Below are 19,775 nucleotides of genomic sequence, written 5' to 3'. Positions count from 1 at the left end.
TGGTACCACCGGTCGCTGAGCGCGGTGCCAGAACTCGCGCGTAGAGCCAAGGTCTAGCTGCTTGCGATGAGCAGCGTGGCGAGGCGCTCGGCTGGGGTGTCCCAGTCGAGCGTTTTGCGTGGTCTGGCGTTAAATTCGGCAGCGACGGCGTCGAGCTGGTCGCGGGTGTGGACGGACAGGTCCGTTCCCTTAGGGAAGTACTGGCGGAGCAGGCCGTTGGTGTTTTCATTGGAGCCACGCTGCCACGGGCTGGCCGGATCGCAGAAGAAGACCGGCATGCCGGCGGCGATGGAGAACTCGTGGTGGCGACCCATCTCGCTGCCCTGATCCCAGGTGAGGGAGCGCTTGAGGTGGGCGGGCAGCGTCGCCATGGTCTCGACCAGGGCGTCGCGCATGCGCTCGGCGCTGCGGTCGATGGGCAGGTGGACGAGCATCACGTGGCGGGTGGTGCGTTCGACCAGGGTGCCGATGGCCGATGCCTGGTTCTTGCCGATGATGCAATCCCCTTCCCGGTGGCCGGGAATGGCGCGGTCGTCGGCCTCGGCGGGCCGCTCGCTGATCATCACCATGGGCGCGCTGTAGCGAGGCTGGTGCTGCTGGGCCAGGCGGCGCGGCTTGCGCATGGTGCGGCCGGTGCGCAGGGCCCGGGCCAGCTCACGGCGCAATTCGCCGCGGCCCTGGACGTAGAGCGCCTGGTAGATGGTCTCGTGGCACACGTGCATCTCCGCCCGCCCGGGGAAGCTCTTGCGCAGGCTCCGGACGATCTGCTCCGGGCTCCAGCGCTTGTGCAGGTGGTCTTGAATGCAGGCCCGCAGCTCGGGGTTCTGACCGATCTTGCTGGGCTTGGGACGCGGCCGGCGCGCATCGGCGCGGGCCTGGGCCGCGTGCGGACGGTACTGACCATTGGTGGGATGCCGGTTGCGGCGGACCTCCCTGCTGATGGTCGAGGGCGCACGGCCCAGCTCGCGCGCGATCTCACGGATCGACACCTTCTCCCGCACCCGGTCGGCGATGTGGATCCGCTCGTCCTCCCGCAGGTAGCGAGACGCGCCAGAAGGGGGCACCGCTGGTCGTCTGACCGGAGGTGCCCCCTTCTTTCTCGCCTTGTTCGGCGCCGAGCCGTTGCGCCACCGCTTCCCGGTGCGCCGGTTGATCCCGACGATCCGGCACGCCCCCTGGCTGCTGAAACCTTGATCCATAAGGCGGAAGTATTCCTCCCGCTCTCTGGTCAGCTTCTTCCGCCCCTGAGGGGTTCGGATCTTGCGGATCTCGAAGTCCATCGCACTCCCCAAGCTGGGGTGTTGCGACGACCGCTAGAACGGATGTCCGGTCGCGGGGCGTCGTCATGCCGATGCCGGCCCGCTCGGCGACGAACGTCCCGGGCCCGCGGACGGAGTGGGCGATACCCCGAGGCTGAGACGCTCGGGGCGACCCACCCTGGAACCTTAGAGGTTGCCGGACATTCGGAAAAAGGTGATTTTTATACAGGTTCCGCACCTCGGGTCACCCCGAACAGGAAAGCGGAAGATCGGTCAGCGTATGCGACCGAAGCCCAGGATCCCTGTCCTGGCGGTCGCCACGGTCATCACGTTCTCCAAACACCTCTGGGTAGGAGTGTTCATGACACTGGTGAAGAAAATCCTCACGGGAGCGGCTCTGTGCACGGCGGCGCTTCTGGTCCCGGCCGCCGTCGCGACGCCGGCGTCCGCGTCGGCCTCGGCATCCGCGTCCATGTCGGGTCCCGTCTCCATCGCCGCGAACAGCTGCGGCCTGCCGACGAGCGCCAGGCCGCCGAGCAGGTTCATCAGGAGCTGGAGCGACTGCAACACGTGCATCAGGGAGGCCTACAAGAGGTCCAATCCCACCCTCGGCATCCGGTACTACTGCACCTACAACCCGAGTAACAACCTGAACGACCTGCACCTGTACCTCGGCTAGCCGCGGGAGCCAGCGGACCCGACATGGGTCTGGCCTGAATCTACTTTGTAAAGGAATCCGGGCCGCACACGATGTGCGGCCCGGATTTCGTCGTCTCCTGGCGAGATGCGGCCGGAACACGGCGGAAAGGGTGCCGGTACGGCCGGGGCCGCGCCGCGCGCAGGCCCGGGGGCCGCGCCACGAGATCCCGGCTGACCTGCGAGAACGAGGTATCGTGCAAGGGAGCCGGGTGCCTCGTGATGAGGGGGAAGACACGTGGCGACGCTCCTGTCGATCAACGTCGGCCTGCCCAGGGACGTCCCGTGGCACGGCACGACGGTGCACACCGGGGTGTGGAAGCGGTCCGTGACCGGGCCACGCACGATACGCCGCCTGAACGTCGACGGGGACGGCCAGGGAGACCTTCGGGGGCACGGCGGCGAGCACCGCGCGGTGCTGGTCTACCAGATCGACTCCTACCGGCACTGGCAGGAGGAACTCGGCCGCGACGACTTCGTCTACGGGCAGTTCGGGGAGAACTTCACGGTCGACGGGCTGCCCGACGACGAGGTGTGCGTCGGCGACCGCTACCGCATCGGGGAGGCGGTGTTCGAGGTCACCCAGCCCCGGGTCACCTGCTACCGGGTGGGCCTGCGGATGGACGAGCCGCGGATGGCGGCCCTGCTGGTGTCCCACCGGCGTCCCGGGTTCTACTTCCGGGTAATCACCGAAGGGCGGGTGGAGGCGGGCGACGAGATCGTCAAGGTCGCCTCCGGCCCGGAGGCGATGTCCGTCGCGGAGATCGACGCCCTGCTCTACCTGCCGGGGCACCCCCGCGACCGGCTGGAACGGGCGCTGCGCGTCCCCGCGCTGAGCGAAGGCTGGCGGGCGTCCCTGCGCGCCCTGCTCGACCGGCCCGATGACGAGGACGCGAAGAAGGGACCGGCGGGGAACCCGGGGCTGACACCCGCCGCGGCCGGGCCGCGGCCCGCCTGGCCGGGGTTCCGGCCGCTGCGGATCACCCGGATCGACGCCGAGAGCCGCAGCGTGTTCTCACTGACCCTGGAGGCCACCGGCGGGGAGCCGCTGCCCGCCGCTCTGCCGGGCCAGTTCCTCACCGTACGGCTGCGCCCCGAGAGCGGCGGCCCACCGGTCATCCGCGGCTACTCGCTGTCCGGCCCCCCTGACGCCGGTCGCTACCGCATCAGCGTCAAGCAGGAGCCCAGGGGCGTCGCCAGCACCTACCTCCGCACCCGCCTGCGTGTCGGCGACCTTCTCGAAGCGGCGGCGCCGCGCGGCACGTTCACCCTGGAAGAGGGGGACGCTCCGGTCCTGCTGCTCTCGGCGGGCATCGGCGCGACCCCCGTCCTCGCCATGCTGCACGCCCTCGCCGCCGCCCGCTCGACCCGCGAGGTGTGGTGGCTGTACGGCACGCGCGACGGTACGGAACACCCGTTCGCCGCGGAGAGCGGCGGCCTTCGCGCTCTGCTCCCCAACGCGCACGGGCACGTCTGCTACAGCCGGCCCGCGCCCGGCGACCGCCAGGGGGTCGACTACGACACGGCGGGACGGCTGTCGGCCGGACTGCTCGGCCGCCTCGGCGTCCCGCACGCCGCCGACGCCTACCTTTGCGGTCCTTCCGCCTTCATGCGCGACCTGCCGCCCGCCCTCGTCGCCTCCGAACTCGCCCCCGCGAGCGTCCACACGGAAGTCTTCGGCGCGGAGGCGGCGCTGACGCCGGGGGTGACCCCGGCGGCCGCCCGCCCCCCGCACCCGCCCGTCGGCGTACCGGGAGCCGGGCCCGCCGTCACGTTCGCGCGCAGCGGCCTCACCGTCGCCTGGAATCCCGCCTACGAGAGCCTGCTCGAACTCGCGGAGGCGTGCGACGTGCCGACCCGCTGGTCGTGCCGTACCGGGGTCTGCCACACCTGCGAGAGCGGTCTGCTGTCCGGCACGATCGGCTACTCGCCGGAGCCGGTGGACGCCCCCGCCGAAGGCAACGCGCTGATCTGCTGCTCGCAACCCCGCGAGGACCTCGTCCTCGACCTCTGACGCCCTGTCCCGCCGTTCAGCGGCCAGGTTCTGCCAGCAGCAACGAATTGAGGGTGCCGTACCCGAGACCGCCCTCAAGGGTTCCGCAGGTGCCGTCGGCGAGCAGTTCCCGGGCGGCGCGTGCGACCAGCCCGTAGGCCGCCTCGGCGATCGAGGATCCAGCGCTCACGCGAGCCACGCCCAGCGCCGCGAGCGCGGGCACGGTGAGAGTCCCAGGACCCGCCAGGACGTTCACCGGCACGGACACCGCACGCACGAGCGCCGTGACGGTCTCCGCGTCCAGAGCCCCGAGAACGAACACCCCGTCGGCGCCGGCCGCCACGTAGGCCTCGGCCCGGGCCAGGGTCTCCTTCAGCCGTGCCGCGAGATCCCCGGCCGGCAGGCGGTGCGTGTCGATCCGGGCGTTGATGAACAGCGGCACACCGGCGCTGTCCGCGGCACCACGGGCGGCCGCGATGCGCTCGGACTGCTCCAGGACGGGACGCAGCGGGGCCGGGCCCGCGCGGAGTGAGTCCTCCAGATTGATGCCGACGGCTCCGGCCGCGAGCACGCCCCGCACGGTCTCGGCCACCCCCGCGGGGTCGGGCGCGTAGCCGCTCTCGACGTCGGCCGTCACCGGAACGTCGACCGCTGCGGCGACCCGAGCGATCAGGTCGAGGCCGCGGTCCCGGTCCAGGTGGTCGCCGTCTCCATAGCCCAGGGCCCACGAGACCCCGGCGCTGGTGGTGGCGACCGCGGCGGCACCGGCATCCGTCACGATACGCGCGGAGGCGACGTCCCAGGCATTGGGCAGCACCAGCGGCCGGCCGGGGACATGCATCGAGCGGAACAGCAGGGCCTTGTCACGAGGTGTGGTCATGCCGGTCATTCCATCAGAGGGCACCGAGGCCGGATCAAGCCTGTTTCGCGAAGCCGCCGCAGAGTACCGGACGGGGAGGTGCCGCTCCTTCGCGTCGGACGGCACGGCCACCGGTCGCCTCTCCCTCCGAGTACGTGAGCACACCCGTCCGCCGGGCGAGGGCAGACGAGCGTGCCCGAGGTGACCAGGCGCCGGTCTCCGGGCAGCACCGAGCGGGGCCTGCTCGGCGGGCCGTCGGCCGGGCAGGAGCGTGAGACTTCCGAGTGCCCGCCCTGCGGTGGTCTCACCGGCCTCCCGGCGTGCTCGCGTCGTGGACCAGCAGGGCGATCTGGACCCGGTTGTTGAGATCCAGCCGGGTCAGGATCCGTGACACGTGCGTCTTCACCGTCGGCAGCGCCAGGTGCAGCTCCCGCGCGATCTCCGCGTTGGAGCGGCCACGCCCGATCGCCAGGGCCACCTCCCGCTCCCGCTCGGCCAGCAGCGCCAGCCGGGCGCGGGCGGCGGCGGCCCGGTCGTCCTGCCCGGAGCCGTCCGTCACCTGCTCGATGAGGCGGCGGGTGACGGCGGGGGAGAGCACCGGATCCCCGGCGGCCACCGTCCGGACGGCCGTGACGATGTCCTGCGGCGGGGTGTCCTTGAGCAGGAACCCGGCCGCGCCGGCGCGCAGCGCCCGCAGTACGTGCGCGTCGGTGTGGAAGGTGGTCAGGACCAGCACCTCCGGGGCGCCGGGCCCGGCCCGGAGCCTCTCGGTGGCGGCCAGCCCGTCGACGCCCGGCATCCGGATGTCCATCAACACCAGATCGGGCCCGTGCGCGGCGACCAGGGCGGGCACCTCCGCCCCGTCGGCGGCCTCCGCGACGATCTCGATGTCCGGGGCACCGCCCAGCATCAGGCGTAGCCCGGCCCGCACGATCGCGTCGTCGTCGACCAGCAGGACGCGGATCACCTCGTCCCCCTCCTCGGCCCCGGCCCGCGACGGACGCGGATCACCTCGTCCCCCTTCTCAGCCCTGGCCCGCGACGGACGCGATGTCCGTCGCGGGCCAGGGCAGTGCGGCGTGGACCCGGAAACCACCGCCGGCGGGGCCGGCCGTCAGCTCACCGCCCGCCAGGCGGGCCCGTTCGGCGAGCCCGATCAGCCCCTGCCCGGCGCCCCCGCCCCCGTTCCCGTTCCCGCCCGCGCCGGAGACCGGAGCCGGTCCGGGCGGCGGCGCGTTGCGGACCTCCACCGCCAGCCCGCCCGCCGGGCCCCCGGTCACCTCCACCGCGACCGCCGCGCCGGGCGCGTGCTTGCGTGCGTTGGTCAGCGCCTCCTGGACGATCCGGTACGCCGTACGCCCCACCACGGGCGGTGGCGCCGATCCCTCCGGCGGCCCGGTCAGCTCGATCCGGCCGCCCGTCGCCCGGGCCTCCTCCACCAGCCGGGCCAGGTCCGCCAGTTCCGGCTGCGGACGCTCACCCTCCTCAGGCCCGGCCCGCAGCACCCCGATCACCTCGCGCAGGTCGCGCAGGGCCAGGTGGGCGCTCTCCCGGATCACCCCGGCGGCACGCGCGATCTCCTCCCCGGGCGCGCCCGGGTTGAACTCCAGCGCTCCCGCGTGCACGCTCAGCAGCGACAGCCGATGGCCGAGCACGTCGTGCATCTCGCGGGCGATCTCCTCCCGCGTCTCCCGCCGGACCCACTCGGCGCGCAACTCCGCGTCCGCCTCGGCCAGTTCGGCACGCTCTCTCAGCGAGGCGATCAGCTGCTGCCGGGAGCGCCGGAACAGCCCCCACCCGATGGCCCCGGCGATCAGCGCGAAGTACGTCAGCGCCGAGTCCGCGCGGCTTTCTGGCAGCTCCGCCATCTGCCACAGGAAGACGGGCAGCGGCGCGAAGGCCAGCGCCGCCACCCACGCCGTGACCCGCCACGGCCGGGTCGCGGCCACCGTGAACACCGCCACCATCGCCGGGCCGGTCAAATAGTGCGCCTGGGTGCCCGCGAGCAGCAGCGTCACCGCCAGCGGCACCGGCCAGCGCCGCCGTAGGAGCACCGCCGCGCACCCCAGCCCGCCGGCCACCTGGTCGGCGTCCCGCCACAGGGGATCGAGGTCCTCGGGGATCGGGATGGACTGCGAGCTGACGGCGGCGAAGCAGGCGGCGAAGAGGAACAGCGCCAGGTCGGCGGCCCAGTCGCGTCGGGTGCGGTGGATGCGGCGCATACTCCGGAAATCTACGCGCCCCCCGCCCGCGACCGGGCATCCAGGTCGCGGCCCGATACTTAAGTACGACCCCCGGCCCGCCGGCGGCCGACCTTGGTCACCACCCGGCCATCTTGAGCCCGATCCGGTGCCCGGAGCCGCACGCCTACCGTCGGGCCATGACCTCAACCTCGAAGTCCCCCCTGGCGGCCCTGTCCGGCCTGATCTGCTTCGTCCTCGTCGTCGGCGGCGCGAGCGGCCTTCTGCACGAGTGGTTCGGCTGGATCCACTTCATGGGCTTCGTCCGCTTCCTCGCCCCCGGCGGCTACGAGATCTACAGCTACGTCATCATGATCGTCCTCGGCCTCGCGGTGGGCGCGGCCGGCGACGCGGTCACCCGGCGAGGCCGCGGCTGACCCGCCGGGCGTCCACGAGCCGGCCCGCGGGACGGCGCGGCGGGTCACCCGGCCTCGGAGATCTCGCGAGGGCCGCTTCCGCTACCCGGGCACCCCTCCGGCGGCCGGCTCCGCCCGCCGGGTTCGCAGGGCCCAGCGCACGACCGGTCCCGTGGCGAGGCCGGACAGCAGGAACAGGCCGCCGAGAACCAGCCAGCCCAGGGTCCCCCAGGTGAGGATCAGCGTGGTGAGCAGCAGCGGGCCGAGCATCCTGGCGACCGCCGCGCCGGACCCGAAGAAGCCCTGGTACTGCCCCTGCCTGTCGGCCGGGGCGAGATCGAACCCGATCTCCCAGGCGCCGGAGGCGTGCGCCATCTCGCCGAACACCTGCAGGCAGGCCGCGAGGAGCAGGACGAGCGCGGCGGCCCACGCCGAGGACCAGGCCGACGACGCCGACGACAGGGCGAACACCGCGCACGCGGCGAGCAGTACCGCGCCCGCCCGCCGTACGGACCTGACGGCGCTCTCCAGGTCCGTGACCCGCCGGGCCACCCGCACCTGGAACAGCACGACGCCCAGGGTGTTGAGGATCAGCAGGGCGGAGACCGTCCAGCTCGGGGCCTCGGTCCGCTGGACGATCCACAGGGGGATGACCAGGCTGAGCAGCGGCATGTTCAGCAGCGTGACCATGTTGAGCAGGGAGAGCAGGGCGTACGGCCTGTCCCTGAGCACCGCCAGCGCCGGTTCGCCCGCCGGTGCGGCCGCCGTGGGCGGTACCGGGGGAAGGCGGAGCAGGATCAGGGCGGAGAGCAGGAAGCTCAGCGCGTCCATCGCGAGAACCGTCAGGTAGGCCGCCCGGGTGTCGAGGTGCAGCGCCGCCCCGCCGAGCGCGGCGCCGACCGCCAGGCCGGCGTTGACCGTCGCCTGCAGGTGGGCCCGGACCCGCGTCCGCCGAGCCCTGTCCACCAGGCCGGCGAGCAGCGCCTGCCTGGCCGCGGCGAGACCGCACTGCGAGATCGCGTACAGGCAGGCGGCCACCACGAACATGGGGAAGGAACGGACGAACAGGAACGAGCCGACCGCGGCGGCCGTGGCGACGGCCAGCAGGACCGCCGTGCCGCGAGGTCCCCGGCGGTCGGCGAGATGGCCGAGCGGGACGCCCGCCACGAAGCCGACGGCCCAGCCGAGCGTCAGCGCGAAGCCGACCTGGGTCGGTGAGAGCCCCACGACCCGGATGAAGTAGAGCGCCGAGCACACGTAGTACGCGCCGTCCCCGATGGAATTGGCCAGCTGCGCGAGGGCGAGAACCCGCGGCGGCCCGGACGAGGGCATGATCCGGTTGAACATGGTGCTCCTTCGTCGGCTGTTCGGCCGTCACCGGCCCGGATGCGCTCAGGCGGCATCCCGGCACCGGTCCGGCGGTGGCCTGTCCCCGCTCCGGCACGCGCGACGCGCCCGGGCGGGGACCCGGCGGGGAAGGGCTCGCCGCGAGCCGTACAGAGGGCAACCCTAGGGAGCCCATTGGTCCCATGTAAGATCCAATATGAGGAGAGTCCGCTGGGCCAATGTGAGGGGACACGATGGACTTCCACGTGAGCCTCACCGGTCGCGGCGACCTGTCCGCCCGCATCTACCGCCAGCTCCTGGACGCCGTCCTCGACGGCCGCCTGCGCCCGGGGGAGCGTCTGCCCCCCACCCGCGAGCTGGCGCGGCGGCTCGACGTGTCGCGCAACACCGCGGCCGTCGCCTACGAGCGGCTCACCGCCGAGGGCGTTCTCGTCGGCCGGGTCGGGGCGGGCACCTTCGTGTGCGCCGAGCCTCTCGCCCGCACCCGTGCCAGGAACGCGCCCGCGGGCCGCGGCGTGCGTCCCCGCCGCCTCTGGCGCTCCCCGGCCGCCCTGCTGGCCGAACCGGAGGGGGAGGCGGCCTACGACTTCAGGGTGGGGCTCCCCGACGCGGAGCTGTTCCCGCTCGAAACGTGGCGCAGGCTCGTCGCCCGCGAGCTGCGTCCGGCGCTGGTGCGCTCCGCCGGCTACGGCGTCCCCTCCGGATACACGGGACTGCGAGAGGCCATCGCCCGCCACGTCGGTGTCTCCCGCTCGGTGCGGGCGAGCGCCGATGACGTGCTCGTCACGCAGGGAGCCCAGCAGGCGCTCGACCTGATCGGCCGCGTCATGATCGAGCCGGGCTGCCGGGTGGCCGTCGAGGAGCCGGGCTACCCTCCGGCCAGGCTGCTTTTCGGGTCCCTGGGCGCGCGGGTCGTCGGCGTCCCCGTCGACGGGGAGGGCCTGGACGTGGCCGCCCTCCCCGACTCCGCCCGCCTCGTCTACGTCACGCCGTCACACCAGTTCCCGCTGGGTACGCCGATGTCGCTCGGCCGCCGCGCCGCGCTGCTCGAATGGGCCGGGCGGCGCGGCGCCGTGGTGATCGAGGACGACTACGACAGCGAGTTCCGCTTCGAGGACCGCCCGCTCGAACCGCTCCAGAGCCTCGACCGCAGCGGTCACGTCATCTACGTCGGCTCCTTCTCCAAAACGATGCTGCCGATGCTGCGCCTGGGCTTCCTGATCGCCCCCGCCTCGCTCCAGCCCGCCCTGCGCGCCGCCAAGTGGCTCACCGACTGGGGCGGCGGGCTTCCCACCCAGGCGGCGCTGGCCGGCTTCATCGACGAGGGCCTCCTGGGGCGGCACGTCCGCAGGGCGACGCGCGAGTACGCGGCCCGCCACGAGCGGATCCTCACCATTCTCCGGCGTGACTTCCGCGACTGGCTGGAGCCGGTCCCCTCCGCCGCGGGCCTGCACCTCTGCGCCTACCTGAAGCCGGACGCCGGGGTCGACCCGGCCCTGGTGACGGCGTACGCGTGGGAGGCGGGCGTCGCGCTGCAGGACCTCGCCGCCTACTACGGTGAGGCGCCCGCGCGGGCGGGACTGGTGCTCGGGTACGGCTCGATCCCCCTGGAGAGGATCGAACCGGGTCTGGAGCGGCTCGCGGAGAGCTTCCGCGAGGCCGGGAGCTCTCATGAGACGGGAAACGAGCTCTCATGAGACGGGGAGCGAGTTCTCATGAGACGGGGAGCCTCCGCGCCGAGGGGGACCGTTGGCCCGGCTTCGTGCTCGTCCCACGAGGTGATGGCCGCCTTCGTCGGCCCGGTTCCGGTCGGGCCGGTTTCGCCGTGGGGGGCGCACGACCGGAGGGGGTAGGGGAGGCCCTCCCGCAAGAGCGGTGCTGGCGTCACTGCTCTTCCTCTCTCCGCCGGACAGAGTCGGAGGCGTCATCCGTCCCCCGATCCCTAAGGCGAACCCATGCCTCGGAAGAACTCCCGCCGGTCGCTCGCGACCGCGGTCGCCGGCGCGCTGGCCCTGTCGACGCTGTCGACGCTGTCGGCGCTGTCAGCGCTGTCGTTCCTGCCAGGTCCCGCTTTCGCGCGCGCCGAGCCGGAGACACCTCACCCCGGCTCCCTTCAGGCGCGGCTGGACCGGCTCACCGGCGCGGACGGGCTGCCGGGCGCGCTCGCCCACGTCCGTGACCGCCACGGCAGGACCGTCACCACCGTGTCCGGTACCGCCGAGCGCGGCACCGGGCGGCCGATGATCGGCGCCGGCGGGAGGTTCAGGATCGGCAGCGTGACCAAGCCGGTCATGGCGGTGACCGTGATGCGGCTGGCCGAGCGGAAGAAGATCGACCTGGACGCGACCGTCGACCGCTACCTCCCCGGCACCGTACGCGGCAAGGGCGCGGGCGCGGCGACGGACGGGCGGAAGATCACGGTGCGCGACCTCCTCCGGCACACCAGCGGGCTGCCCGAGTACGCCGACGTGGCCGACTGGTCCAAGATCCCCCAGGACTACCTCGGGCTCGCGCTCGCCCGGAAGCCGACCCCCCTCGGCCGGTTCGCCTACTCCAACACCAACTACCTGGTCGCAGGCATGATCGTGCATGCCGCGACCGGCCGCGACTTCCGCGCGGTCAGCCGCGATCTGGTGATCGAACCGCTGGGCATGCGGCACACCTACTGGCCGGCCCGTGGCGAGACGGGCATCCGCGGGGCGCACGCGCACACCTACGGCGTGCACCCCGCGAACCCCGGAGCCGGGGTCGTCGACCTCACGAGGCTGCCCGGCTACGAGTTCGGCGCGAGCGGTGGCCTGGTCTCCACGCCCGGCGATCTCAACCGGTTCTGGCGAGGGGTGTTCGACGGCAAGGTGCTGTCGCGCGAGACGCTGCGGACGATGGTCGGCGCTCCCGTGCCCGTCGGGGAGGCGGGCTGGCCCGCGGACGCCCGGTACGGTCTCGGCATCGCCCGCGCCCGGCTGAGCTGTGGTCCGGCCTGGTTCCACGGCGGTGACGTGCCCGGCGTGTCCGTCATCAGCGGGCGCGACCGGGCGGGACGCCAGGCGACCGTCTACACCACGGGCCAAGCCGGTACGGCGGGGCAGCGCGAGCACCTGATCGCCGCCTTCGAGACCGCCCTGTGCGGCCGGGCCCGGTGAGACCCCTCCGACGTCGCCGCCGGTCTCCGGCGGTCACCGGGCCGGGGGCGCCACCCGCCGGGCACCGGCCCTCGGCTCCCGGTCCGGGGCCGTGCCCACCTCGGCCAGCAGGCGCCTGGTGAGGGCGCGCGCGCCCAGGCCCGCGCTCATGCCCGCCGGCACCCCGGCGAGCACGCCCGAGCCCATCCCCACCAGCACGCCGACGGCGATCCCGGTGACCAGCCACGCGATCACGCCCGCGACCAGGTACGCGGCCGGGCGGGTGGTCACCGGGTGCCCGCGGTGCGGGCGTCCCGTCCTTCGGGGCGGGGAGGGATCGCGCCCATGGCTACGCCTCGTCCGCCGTGCCAAGGCGCTCCTCCAGTCGTTCGAGCCTCAGCAGGACGGGGCGCAGTTCCTCGCGCACGGCCGCCGACAGGGCGCTCGCCGCGTCGGCGGGCAGGGCCGGGGGAGGGGTGGCGGGCCGGGTCTGCGCGCGCAGGTGGACGTATCCGGCGAGCGCGGCCGAGACCGCGTGGCGGGTCAGCCGGTGTTCGGCGCCCAGCTCCCGCAGGATGCGCCCGGCCGCCCCGTCCGGTTCGGCGACCAGTCCGAGGAGCAGGTGCTCGCAGCCGACGTAGTTGTGACCGAGCGAGGTGGCCTCGGTGACGGTCATCTCCAGGGCCGCCGCCGCGGGCGCCCCGAAGGCGAGCTCCGCCTCGTCGGCGCCGGTCGCGGCCGGGGTGTCGAGGCTGAGCCGGTCCAGACGCCGCCCCACCTCCTCGGGATCGATCTCCAGGGCGCCGAGAACCTGGATCGCCAGGTTGCCTCCCTCGGCGAGCATGCCGCCCAGCAGGTGCTCGGTGCCGACCTCGGCCGCGCCCAGGGCGCGCGCCTGCTCCACCGCCAGCTTGACCACCTCCCGGGCCCGCGGGGTGAAGTGGGTGAGGCGCGCGGTCAGGTCGTCGAGGTCGGGGGCGCCGAGCGCCGTCTCGCGGATGGCCGTCACCCGCCGTACGGCCTGCTCCAGAGCCCGCTGGCACACGGCGGAGACCGGCACGCCCGCCTTCTTCACCGCCTCGGCCAGCTCGTCGGGCAGATAGACATTGATCTTCGGCATTGCATCTCCCCTATGGGGTTACAGAAGGGTTATAACCCATTGATAACCCCAAAGGAGGCGCTTGTCCAGCGCCCGCCCGGGTTTCCCGGGCCCGCCGAGGGCCGGCTAGCGCGTCGCGCCGGTGAGGAACCGGGTGATACCGGGAGAGAGGGCCGCGCCCCTGGTGGAGAGCCACGCCAGGCGGTTGCGGCTGGTGAAGGCGGCGAGCCTGCGGGCCTCCAGCCGCGTGAGGTCGCCGGGACCGGCCAGCACGGGGGTCAGGGCGATCCGGTTCCAGGCGGCGCTCTCGCCCAGGGACCGGGCGATCTGAGGGTGCGCGGCGCGGACGGCCGAGGCGATCGGACGCAGGCGGCTCCCGGCGCCCGAGGCGGCGTCGACGGGCGCGAGGAGGTTGACGGCGGCGATCTCGGCGCCCGCCGCCCGGGTGGTCCGGAGCATCTCCTGACCGGCGGGGGACAGGCCGGCCCCGGTGACCGGGAGGGTGAAACTCACCGTGAGGGGGCGGCCCTCGCCGGCCGCCTCACGCTGCAGGGCCGCGATCGCCCTGGCCCGCCGCAGCACGGTGGCGCCGCCCGCAGGGCCGTGGACCTCGAAGTCGATGTACGTGGCGTTGAAGATGCCGATCGCCCGGCGGTAGGCGGCGGTGAGCCTGGCGAGGTCGGAACAGGCCGCGGCGAGCTCGCGCCCCGCCGGGCCGCCGAAGGCGAGGCCCGCGTTCCCGCCCGCGGCGCGCAGGGGGGCGAGCCGGTTGGCGACCGGGTTGCCCCTCTGGTCCTGGAGCCCGCCCCACTTGGGGACGCAGCCCTTCTGCCCGGCGGTGAGGTGGCCCAGCGTGAACCAGCGCACGTGGCTCCTCCTGGCCTCCCTGGAAAGGTTGAAGCGCGGCTCGCGGACCGCGTCCACGAATGCCACGAAGCCCGAAGGGCGGGCGACGGCCGATGGGGGCGGGGGCTCGGCCGCGGGCCCCGGGGTCGTTCCCGAGGGCGTCGCCCCGGACCCGGCCCGCCCGCCGAGGGGGGCCCACTCGCCCTGCGCCCTGGAGGGCAGCAGCCAGATCGCGGCCCCGGTGCCCGTGGCGAGCACGATCGAGGCGAGCACCACGAGAGGCCGGGGCGGAGTGCCGGGCTCACGGACCCGGCGGGTGCGGGGGCGGTCGGTCGCCACAGGCATGTGATCCCCTCCTCGACGGCCAAGGGGCGATCGCTGTGAGTGGTCGATCCGCTACCCGTTGCGTCAGAGGCCAGAACGTTAGCAAGCGTTCCCGCCATGGCGCGGGCTTTCTGCGGATGCCGTCCGGAGTGCCCGGATAATGGTTCCCATGAAGTTGAGGATCTTCACTGAACCGCAGCAGGGTGCCACCTACGACGAGCTGCTGACGGTCGCGCTGGCCGCGGAACGGCTGGGGTTCGACGCCTTCTTCCGTTCCGACCACTACATGCGGCTCGGCCCCGGCGACCCGGGGCCGGGCTCCACCGACGCCTGGACGACCCTGGCCGGCCTGGCCAGGGACACCTCCACGATCCGCCTCGGCACCCTGGTCACGCCGATCACCTTCCGGCTGCCGGGCCCGCTGGCGATCAGCGTGGCCCAGGTCGACCAGATGAGCGGCGGGCGGGTGGAGCTGGGCCTGGGCACCGGCTGGTACGACGCCGAGCACACCGCGTACGGCATCCCGTTCCCGCCGGTCGGTGAGCGGTTCGGCCGGTTCGAGGAGCAGCTGGAGATACTGGTCGGGCTCTGGACCACGCCCAAGGGCGAGACGTTCTCCTTCGAAGGCGCCCACTACCGGCTGGCCGACTCGCTCGCGCTGCCGAAGCCCGTGCAGAGCCCGAAACCGCCGATCATCATCGGCGGCACCGGCGCCACGCGCACCCCGCGCCTGGTCGCCCGGTTCGCCGACGAGTACAACGTGCCGTTCCGCACCCTGGAGGACACCTCGCAGGCCTTCGACCGGGTCAGGAAGGCGTGCGAGGCGGAGGGCAGGGAGCAGGTCGTGTTCTCCGCCGCGCAGACCGTCTGCGTCGGTTCCGACGACGCGGAGATCGCGCGGCGGGCCGAGGCGACCGGGCAGGACCTCGCCGCGCTGCGTGCGACGGGCCTGGCGGGCACCCCCGCCGAGGTGGCCGAGAAGATCGGCCGGTTCGCCGAGCTGGGCGCCGAGCGGATCTATCTGCAGGTGCTGGACCTGGACGACCTCGACCAGCTGGAACTCATCTCGGACGAGATCCTGTCCCACGTGTAGGCCGCGGCCCGGTCCTGGCCCGGGGGCCCGCGTCCTCGGGGTTCCCCGGCAAGGGCCAATCGGGATATGTCATCCGACCGGCGGTGTGTCGTGTGGATCCGGAACCGTCGGTCGATGGCCGTCTCATGGGGGTTCGGGGCGTTAACCGATGGCCGTCCCCGCGTGGGTGCGGCACACTGAACCGGGTGTTGCTGACGATCTCCACCACCGTGAGTCCCGCCACGGACCTCGGATTCCTGCTGCACAAGCACCCCGACCGGGTCCAGGAGTTCGGGCAGTCGTACGGCGTGGCACGTGTCCTCTATCCCGAGGCGAGCGAGGAGCGCTGCACGGCCGCGCTGATGCTCGACGTCGACCCGATCCGCCTGGTGCGCTCGCGCGACCGGTCCACGCCCGACTACACGCTGGGCCAGTACGTCAACGACCGGCCCTACGCCGCGTCGTCGCTGCTGGCCGTGGCGCTCGCCGACGTGTTCCGCACGGCGCGCACCGGGCGCTGTGACAGCCGTCCCGAGCTGGCCGCGGGGCCGATACCGCTGGAGATCACCCTGCCCGTGCTGCCGTGCAAGGGCGGTCCCGAGCTCGCGCGCCGGCTGTTCGAACCGCTGGGCTGGCGGGTCGAGGCGACCGCCCTGCCGCTGGACGAGGAGTTCCCCGAGTGGGGCGACTCCCGTTACGTGCGGCTGGTGCTGCGCGGGGAGGTCCGCCTGGCCGACGCGCTCAACCAGCTCTACGTGCTGCTTCCGGTGCTCGACGACGCCAAGCACTACTGGGTGGCCCCCGACGAGGTGGACAAGCTGATCAGGGCGGGCGAGTCGTGGCTGGCCGCCCACCCCGCCCGGGGTCTGATCACTCACCGCTACCTCGGCCGTCGCCGGGCCCTCGCCCGTACCGCCTTCGCCCGCCTCGCCGAGATCGGCGACGACGTGGAGGAGGACCTCGAGACCCCTGTCGAGGAGGACCCCTCGGCCGACCCCGCCGCGGAGGCCGCCGCCGCGGAGGGCTCCGCCGGGGAGGGCTCCGCGGCGGAGGTGCCGGGAGCCGCCACCGCCGCCGGCGGGACCGGCGCGCCGGACGGGGCCCTTCCGGCCGGTGAGGCCCCTCCCGAGGGGGAGGCGCGGACCGGGCCCGGGGGCGCCGCCAGGCGGCCGCTGAACGTCCTTCGCCTGGAGGCCGTGCTCGCCACGCTGGAAGGGCTGGGAGCGAGCACCGTCATCGACCTCGGGTGCGGTTCCGGCCGTCTGGTCGCGGCGCTGCTCGAACGGCCCCGGTTCGCCAGGGTGGCGGGAGTGGACGTCTCCTCCCGGGCGCTGGCGTTCGCGGCCAGGCGGCTGAGGCTCGACCGGATGCCGGAACGCCGGCGGGAGCGGCTGGAGCTGTTCCAGGGCGCGCTGACCTACACCGACGCCCGGTTCGCCGGGTACGACGCCGCGGTGCTGATGGAGGTGATCGAGCACGTCGATCCGCCGCGCCTGGACGCGCTGGAGCGAGTGGTCTTCGGCACCGCCCGGCCGGGGCACGTGATCGTCACGACCCCCAACGCCGAGCACAACGTCCGCTACGAATCCCTGAGCGGTGTGCGCCACCCCGACCACCGCTTCGAGTGGACCCGCGCGGAGTTCCGCGCGTGGGCGGCGAAGGTGTGCGGCGAGTACGGCTACCGCGCCGAGTTCCTGCCGGTCGGCGACGACGACCCCGAGGTCGGCCCGCCCACCCAGATGGCCCTGTTCGGCCTCGCGGGCACGAAGGACCCGCCGGGCACGTCAGGCGGTCCCGGAGACACCGAGAACGGTCCCGGAAGTACGGAGATGCCCGTGGGGACGGGAAACGCGGGAGGTGGAGATGACTGAGGTCGCCGTACCGGAGATGTCGCTCGTCGTGCTCGTGGGGGTGTCCGGCAGCGGCAAGTCGACCTTCGCCGCCAGGCACTTCGCGCCGACGCAGGTGATCTCCTCCGACTTCTGCCGGGGGCTGGTCGCCGACGACGAGAACGACCAGGCCGCCACCCCCGACGCCTTCGATGTGCTCCACTACATCGTCGGCACCCGCCTGCGGCGCGGGCTGCTGACGGTCGTGGACGCCACGAACGTGCAGTGGGAGGCGCGCAAGCAGCTGGTCACCCTCGCGAAGTCGCACAACGTGCTGGTCGACGCGATCGTCCTGGACGTCCCGGAGGAGCTGGCGGTCGCGCGCAACGAGTCCAGGCCCGATCGGGACTTCGGGGCGCGCGTGGTCGTCAGGCAGCGCAAGGAGCTGCGCCGCTCCATGAGCAGGATCTCCCGCGAGGGCTTCCGCCGGGTCCACGTGCTGCGCGGGGCCGAGGAGATCGAGGCCGCCACGGTCGTCACCGAGAAGGCGTGGACCGACAGGCGCGAGCTGACCGGCCCGTTCGACATCGTGGGCGACGTGCACGGCTGCCGCGCCGAGCTGGAGACGCTGCTGCGCGACCTCGGCTGGGAGGTCGATCCCGGCGGCGCGGGGGCGGTCCACCCCGAGGGCAGGACGGCGGTGTTCGTCGGCGACCTGGTGGACCGGGGGCCCGACTCGCCGGGCGTGCTCCGGCTGGTCATGGGCATGGTCGCGGCCGGGACCGCGTTGTGCGTGTCGGGCAACCACGAGCAGAAGCTGGCCCGCGCGCTCAACGGCCGCAAGGTCCGGGTGGCCCACGGCCTCCAGGAGTCCCTGGACCAGCTGGCCGCCGAGCCGGAGGAGTTCAGGCGGGAGGCGCTGGCCTTCATGGACGGCCTGATCAGCCACTACCAGCTCGACGGGGGCAGGCTCGTCGTCGCCCACGCCGGGCTCAAGGAGGAGTACCACGGCCGCGCCTCCGGCAGGGTCCGCTCCTTCGCGCTGTACGGCGACACCACCGGCGAGACCGACGAGTACGGTCTGCCGGTGCGCTACCCCTGGGCGCACGAGTACCGGGGCCGGGCCATGGTCGTCTACGGCCACACCCCGGTCCCCGAGACCGAGTGGATCAACAACACGATCTGCCTGGACACCGGGGTGGTCTTCGGCGGGCGGCTCACCGCGCTGCGCTACCCGGAGCGGGAGATCGTCTCGGTGCCCGCCGAGCGCGTCTGGTACGAGTCGGTCAGGCCGCTGACCGCCCCCGGTCACCGCGCTCCCGGCCTGCTCTCCGTCGACGACGTGCGGGGCACCCGCCACATCGAGGTGCGCCACGGCGGCGGCCGCATCAAGGTCCGCGAGGAGAACTCGGCCGCCGCCCTGGAGATCATGAGCCGGTTCGCGGTGGATCCGCGCTGGCTGGTCTACCTCCCGCCGACGATGGCGCCTCCGGAGACCTCCCGTCTCGACGGCTACCTGGAACACCCGGCCGAGGCGTTCGCCGAGTTCGCGGCGGCCGGGGTGACCCGGGTGGTGTGCGAGGAGAAGCACATGGGCTCGCGGGCGGTGGCCGTGCTGGCCGCCGACCCGGAGGTGGCGGCGGCCCGGTTCGGGGTCACCGACGGCAGCGCGGGGGCGGTCTACACCCGTACGGGAAGGTCGTTCTTCGCCGACACCACCGAGCTGGTCGACAGGCTCAGGCGGGTGTGCGCGCCGCTGATGGAGGAGCTGGGGTCGGGCTGGATCGCCCTCGACTGCGAGCTGCTGCCCTGGTCGGCCAAGGCCGAGGGGCTGATCCGCGGCCAGTACGCGTCGGTGGGCGCCGCGGCACGCACGGTGCTGCCCGAGGCGATCACCGTGCTGGAAGCGGCGGCCGGGCGCGGTTTGGATGTGGGCGTTCTGTTGGACCGCACCCGACGCCGCTCCACCAACGCTGCCCGTTTCAGGCAGGCATATGCACGTTACTGCTGGCCTGTCTCCGGACTCGAGGGTCTTCGGCTGGCGCCGTTCCAGATCCTCGCCTGCGAGGGCAGGGCGACCGCGATCCAGGAGCCGCACTCCTGGCACCTGGACCTGCTGTCACGGCTCGACGACCCGCTGATCGCGCCCACCCGGCACGTGTTCGCCGATCCGGCCTCACCGGAGTCGACGGAGGCGGCCACGGCCTGGTGGTCGGCGCTGACCGGCGAGGGCGGCGAGGGCATGGTCGTCAAGCCGCTGGACCCGCCGGACGGGCGGAGCCGGGTGCAGCCCGGGGTCAAGGTGCGCGGGCGGGAGTACCTGCGGATCATCTACGGGCCCGACTACACCGAGAGCCTGGACGTGCTGCGTCGCCGGTTCCTGGGCCGCAAGCGATCACTCGCCCTGCGCGAGCACGCGCTGGGTCTTGAGGCGCTCTCCCGGCTGGCCGAGGGGGAGCCGCTGTGGAGGGTGCACGAGGCGGTCTTCGCCGTCCTGGCACTGGAGTCCGAGCCGGTCGATCCCCGCCTGTAGTCCCCGCCGGTGGTCCCGGCCCGTGGTCCCCGGCTGTGGTCACTGTGGTCCCCGCCGGTGGTCCCGGCCCGTGGTCCCCGGCTGTGGTCACTGTGGTCCCCGGCTGTGGTCACTGTGGTCTCCGCCGGTGGTCCCGGGCGGTGGTTCCGGCCTGTGGTCCCCGCCGGTGGTCCCGGCCGTGGCCCTCGCGGGGACGGCGCC

Annotated in this window: 15 protein-coding genes and 1 pseudogene; 8 read left to right on the top strand and 8 right to left on the bottom strand. The window is 73.4% G+C overall.

Annotation, left to right across the window (positions count from 1 at the left end):
- Positions 1-53: 53 nt before the first annotated feature.
- Positions 54-1,324: pseudogene (locus AB0F88_RS12295) on the bottom strand (IS30 family transposase).
- A gap of 296 nt (positions 1,325-1,620) precedes the next feature.
- Here AB0F88_RS12295 and AB0F88_RS12290 point away from each other — a divergent pair.
- Together AB0F88_RS12290 and AB0F88_RS12285 are read left to right on the top strand one after the other, a co-directional pair.
- On the top strand, positions 1,621-1,938 hold the full coding sequence (locus AB0F88_RS12290; RefSeq protein ID WP_362681252.1) for a hypothetical protein: 318 nt from the start codon (positions 1,621-1,623) through the stop codon (positions 1,936-1,938).
- 255 nt (positions 1,939-2,193) lie between these two features.
- Complete coding sequence (locus AB0F88_RS12285; RefSeq protein ID WP_362681249.1) at positions 2,194-3,969, top strand: MOSC and FAD-binding oxidoreductase domain-containing protein; 1,776 nt, start codon at positions 2,194-2,196, stop codon at positions 3,967-3,969.
- 16 nt (positions 3,970-3,985) lie between these two features.
- Here the strand turns inward: AB0F88_RS12285 and AB0F88_RS12280 are convergent, their stop codons facing one another.
- The 3 genes from AB0F88_RS12280 to AB0F88_RS12270 form a co-directional block, all read right to left on the bottom strand.
- Positions 3,986-4,828 carry an isocitrate lyase/phosphoenolpyruvate mutase family protein gene (locus AB0F88_RS12280; protein ID WP_362681246.1) on the bottom strand — a complete coding sequence of 281 codons (843 nt, stop codon included), beginning with the start codon at positions 4,826-4,828 and terminating at the stop codon, positions 3,986-3,988.
- Positions 4,829-5,111: 283 nt separating this feature from the next.
- Positions 5,112-5,774, bottom strand: a complete 663-nt coding sequence (locus AB0F88_RS12275; RefSeq protein WP_362681243.1) for a response regulator transcription factor — start codon at positions 5,772-5,774, stop codon at positions 5,112-5,114.
- A 57-nt stretch (positions 5,775-5,831) separates the two neighbouring features.
- On the bottom strand, positions 5,832-7,028 hold the full coding sequence (locus AB0F88_RS12270) for a histidine kinase (protein ID WP_362681240.1): 1,197 nt from the start codon (positions 7,026-7,028) through the stop codon (positions 5,832-5,834).
- 158 nt (positions 7,029-7,186) lie between these two features.
- Between AB0F88_RS12270 and AB0F88_RS12265 the strand changes: the two genes are divergently transcribed.
- A complete protein-coding gene (locus AB0F88_RS12265) occupies positions 7,187-7,423 on the top strand; it encodes a hypothetical protein (RefSeq protein ID WP_362681237.1) in 237 nt (78 codons plus the stop codon).
- Positions 7,424-7,504: 81 nt separating this feature from the next.
- On the opposite strand, the gene AB0F88_RS12260 is transcribed toward AB0F88_RS12265, so the two are convergent.
- Positions 7,505-8,749, bottom strand: a complete 1,245-nt coding sequence (locus tag AB0F88_RS12260; RefSeq protein WP_362681234.1) for an MFS transporter — start codon at positions 8,747-8,749, stop codon at positions 7,505-7,507.
- 233 nt (positions 8,750-8,982) lie between these two features.
- Between AB0F88_RS12260 and AB0F88_RS12255 the strand changes: the two genes are divergently transcribed.
- Together AB0F88_RS12255 and AB0F88_RS12250 are read left to right on the top strand one after the other, a co-directional pair.
- The gene (locus tag AB0F88_RS12255) at positions 8,983-10,446 is read left to right on the top strand and encodes a PLP-dependent aminotransferase family protein (protein WP_362681231.1); all 1,464 of its coding nucleotides are present in this window, start codon (positions 8,983-8,985) and stop codon (positions 10,444-10,446) included.
- Positions 10,447-10,704: 258 nt separating this feature from the next.
- Positions 10,705-11,892, top strand: a complete 1,188-nt coding sequence (locus AB0F88_RS12250; protein ID WP_362681228.1) for a serine hydrolase domain-containing protein — start codon at positions 10,705-10,707, stop codon at positions 11,890-11,892.
- A 33-nt stretch (positions 11,893-11,925) separates the two neighbouring features.
- Here AB0F88_RS12250 and AB0F88_RS12245 read toward each other — a convergent pair whose 3' ends face one another.
- The 3 genes from AB0F88_RS12245 to AB0F88_RS12235 form a co-directional block, all read right to left on the bottom strand.
- The gene (locus tag AB0F88_RS12245) at positions 11,926-12,162 is read right to left on the bottom strand and encodes a hypothetical protein (RefSeq protein ID WP_362681225.1); all 237 of its coding nucleotides are present in this window, start codon (positions 12,160-12,162) and stop codon (positions 11,926-11,928) included.
- Between the two features lie 58 nt (positions 12,163-12,220).
- Positions 12,221-12,991 (bottom strand): Clp protease N-terminal domain-containing protein, encoded by a 771-nt coding sequence (locus tag AB0F88_RS12240; RefSeq protein ID WP_362681222.1) that lies wholly within the window; start codon positions 12,989-12,991, stop codon positions 12,221-12,223.
- 105 nt (positions 12,992-13,096) lie between these two features.
- Complete coding sequence (locus tag AB0F88_RS12235) at positions 13,097-14,161, bottom strand: hypothetical protein (protein WP_362681219.1); 1,065 nt, start codon at positions 14,159-14,161, stop codon at positions 13,097-13,099.
- 148 nt (positions 14,162-14,309) lie between these two features.
- On the opposite strand from AB0F88_RS12235, the gene AB0F88_RS12230 reads away from it, so the two are divergent.
- The 3 genes from AB0F88_RS12230 to AB0F88_RS12220 all read left to right on the top strand — a co-directional run bounded on the left by AB0F88_RS12230 (position 14,310) and on the right by AB0F88_RS12220 (position 19,574).
- Positions 14,310-15,233 carry an LLM class F420-dependent oxidoreductase gene (locus tag AB0F88_RS12230; protein WP_362681216.1) on the top strand — a complete coding sequence of 308 codons (924 nt, stop codon included), beginning with the start codon at positions 14,310-14,312 and terminating at the stop codon, positions 15,231-15,233.
- 185 nt (positions 15,234-15,418) lie between these two features.
- Positions 15,419-17,083 carry a 3' terminal RNA ribose 2'-O-methyltransferase Hen1 gene (locus AB0F88_RS12225; RefSeq protein ID WP_362681213.1) on the top strand — a complete coding sequence of 555 codons (1,665 nt, stop codon included), beginning with the start codon at positions 15,419-15,421 and terminating at the stop codon, positions 17,081-17,083.
- Positions 17,076-19,574, top strand: coding sequence for a polynucleotide kinase-phosphatase (locus AB0F88_RS12220; RefSeq protein ID WP_362681210.1), 2,499 nt, complete (start codon positions 17,076-17,078; stop codon positions 19,572-19,574). The genes AB0F88_RS12225 and AB0F88_RS12220 overlap by 8 nt, the downstream gene beginning before the upstream one ends.
- Positions 19,575-19,775 lie beyond the last annotated feature (201 nt).

The organism is Streptosporangium sp. NPDC023963 (assembly GCF_040639135.1).
In the GTDB taxonomy this organism is placed as follows: domain Bacteria; phylum Actinomycetota; class Actinomycetes; order Streptosporangiales; family Streptosporangiaceae; genus Streptosporangium.
This window is presented reverse-complemented; position numbering and strand designations above follow the sequence as displayed.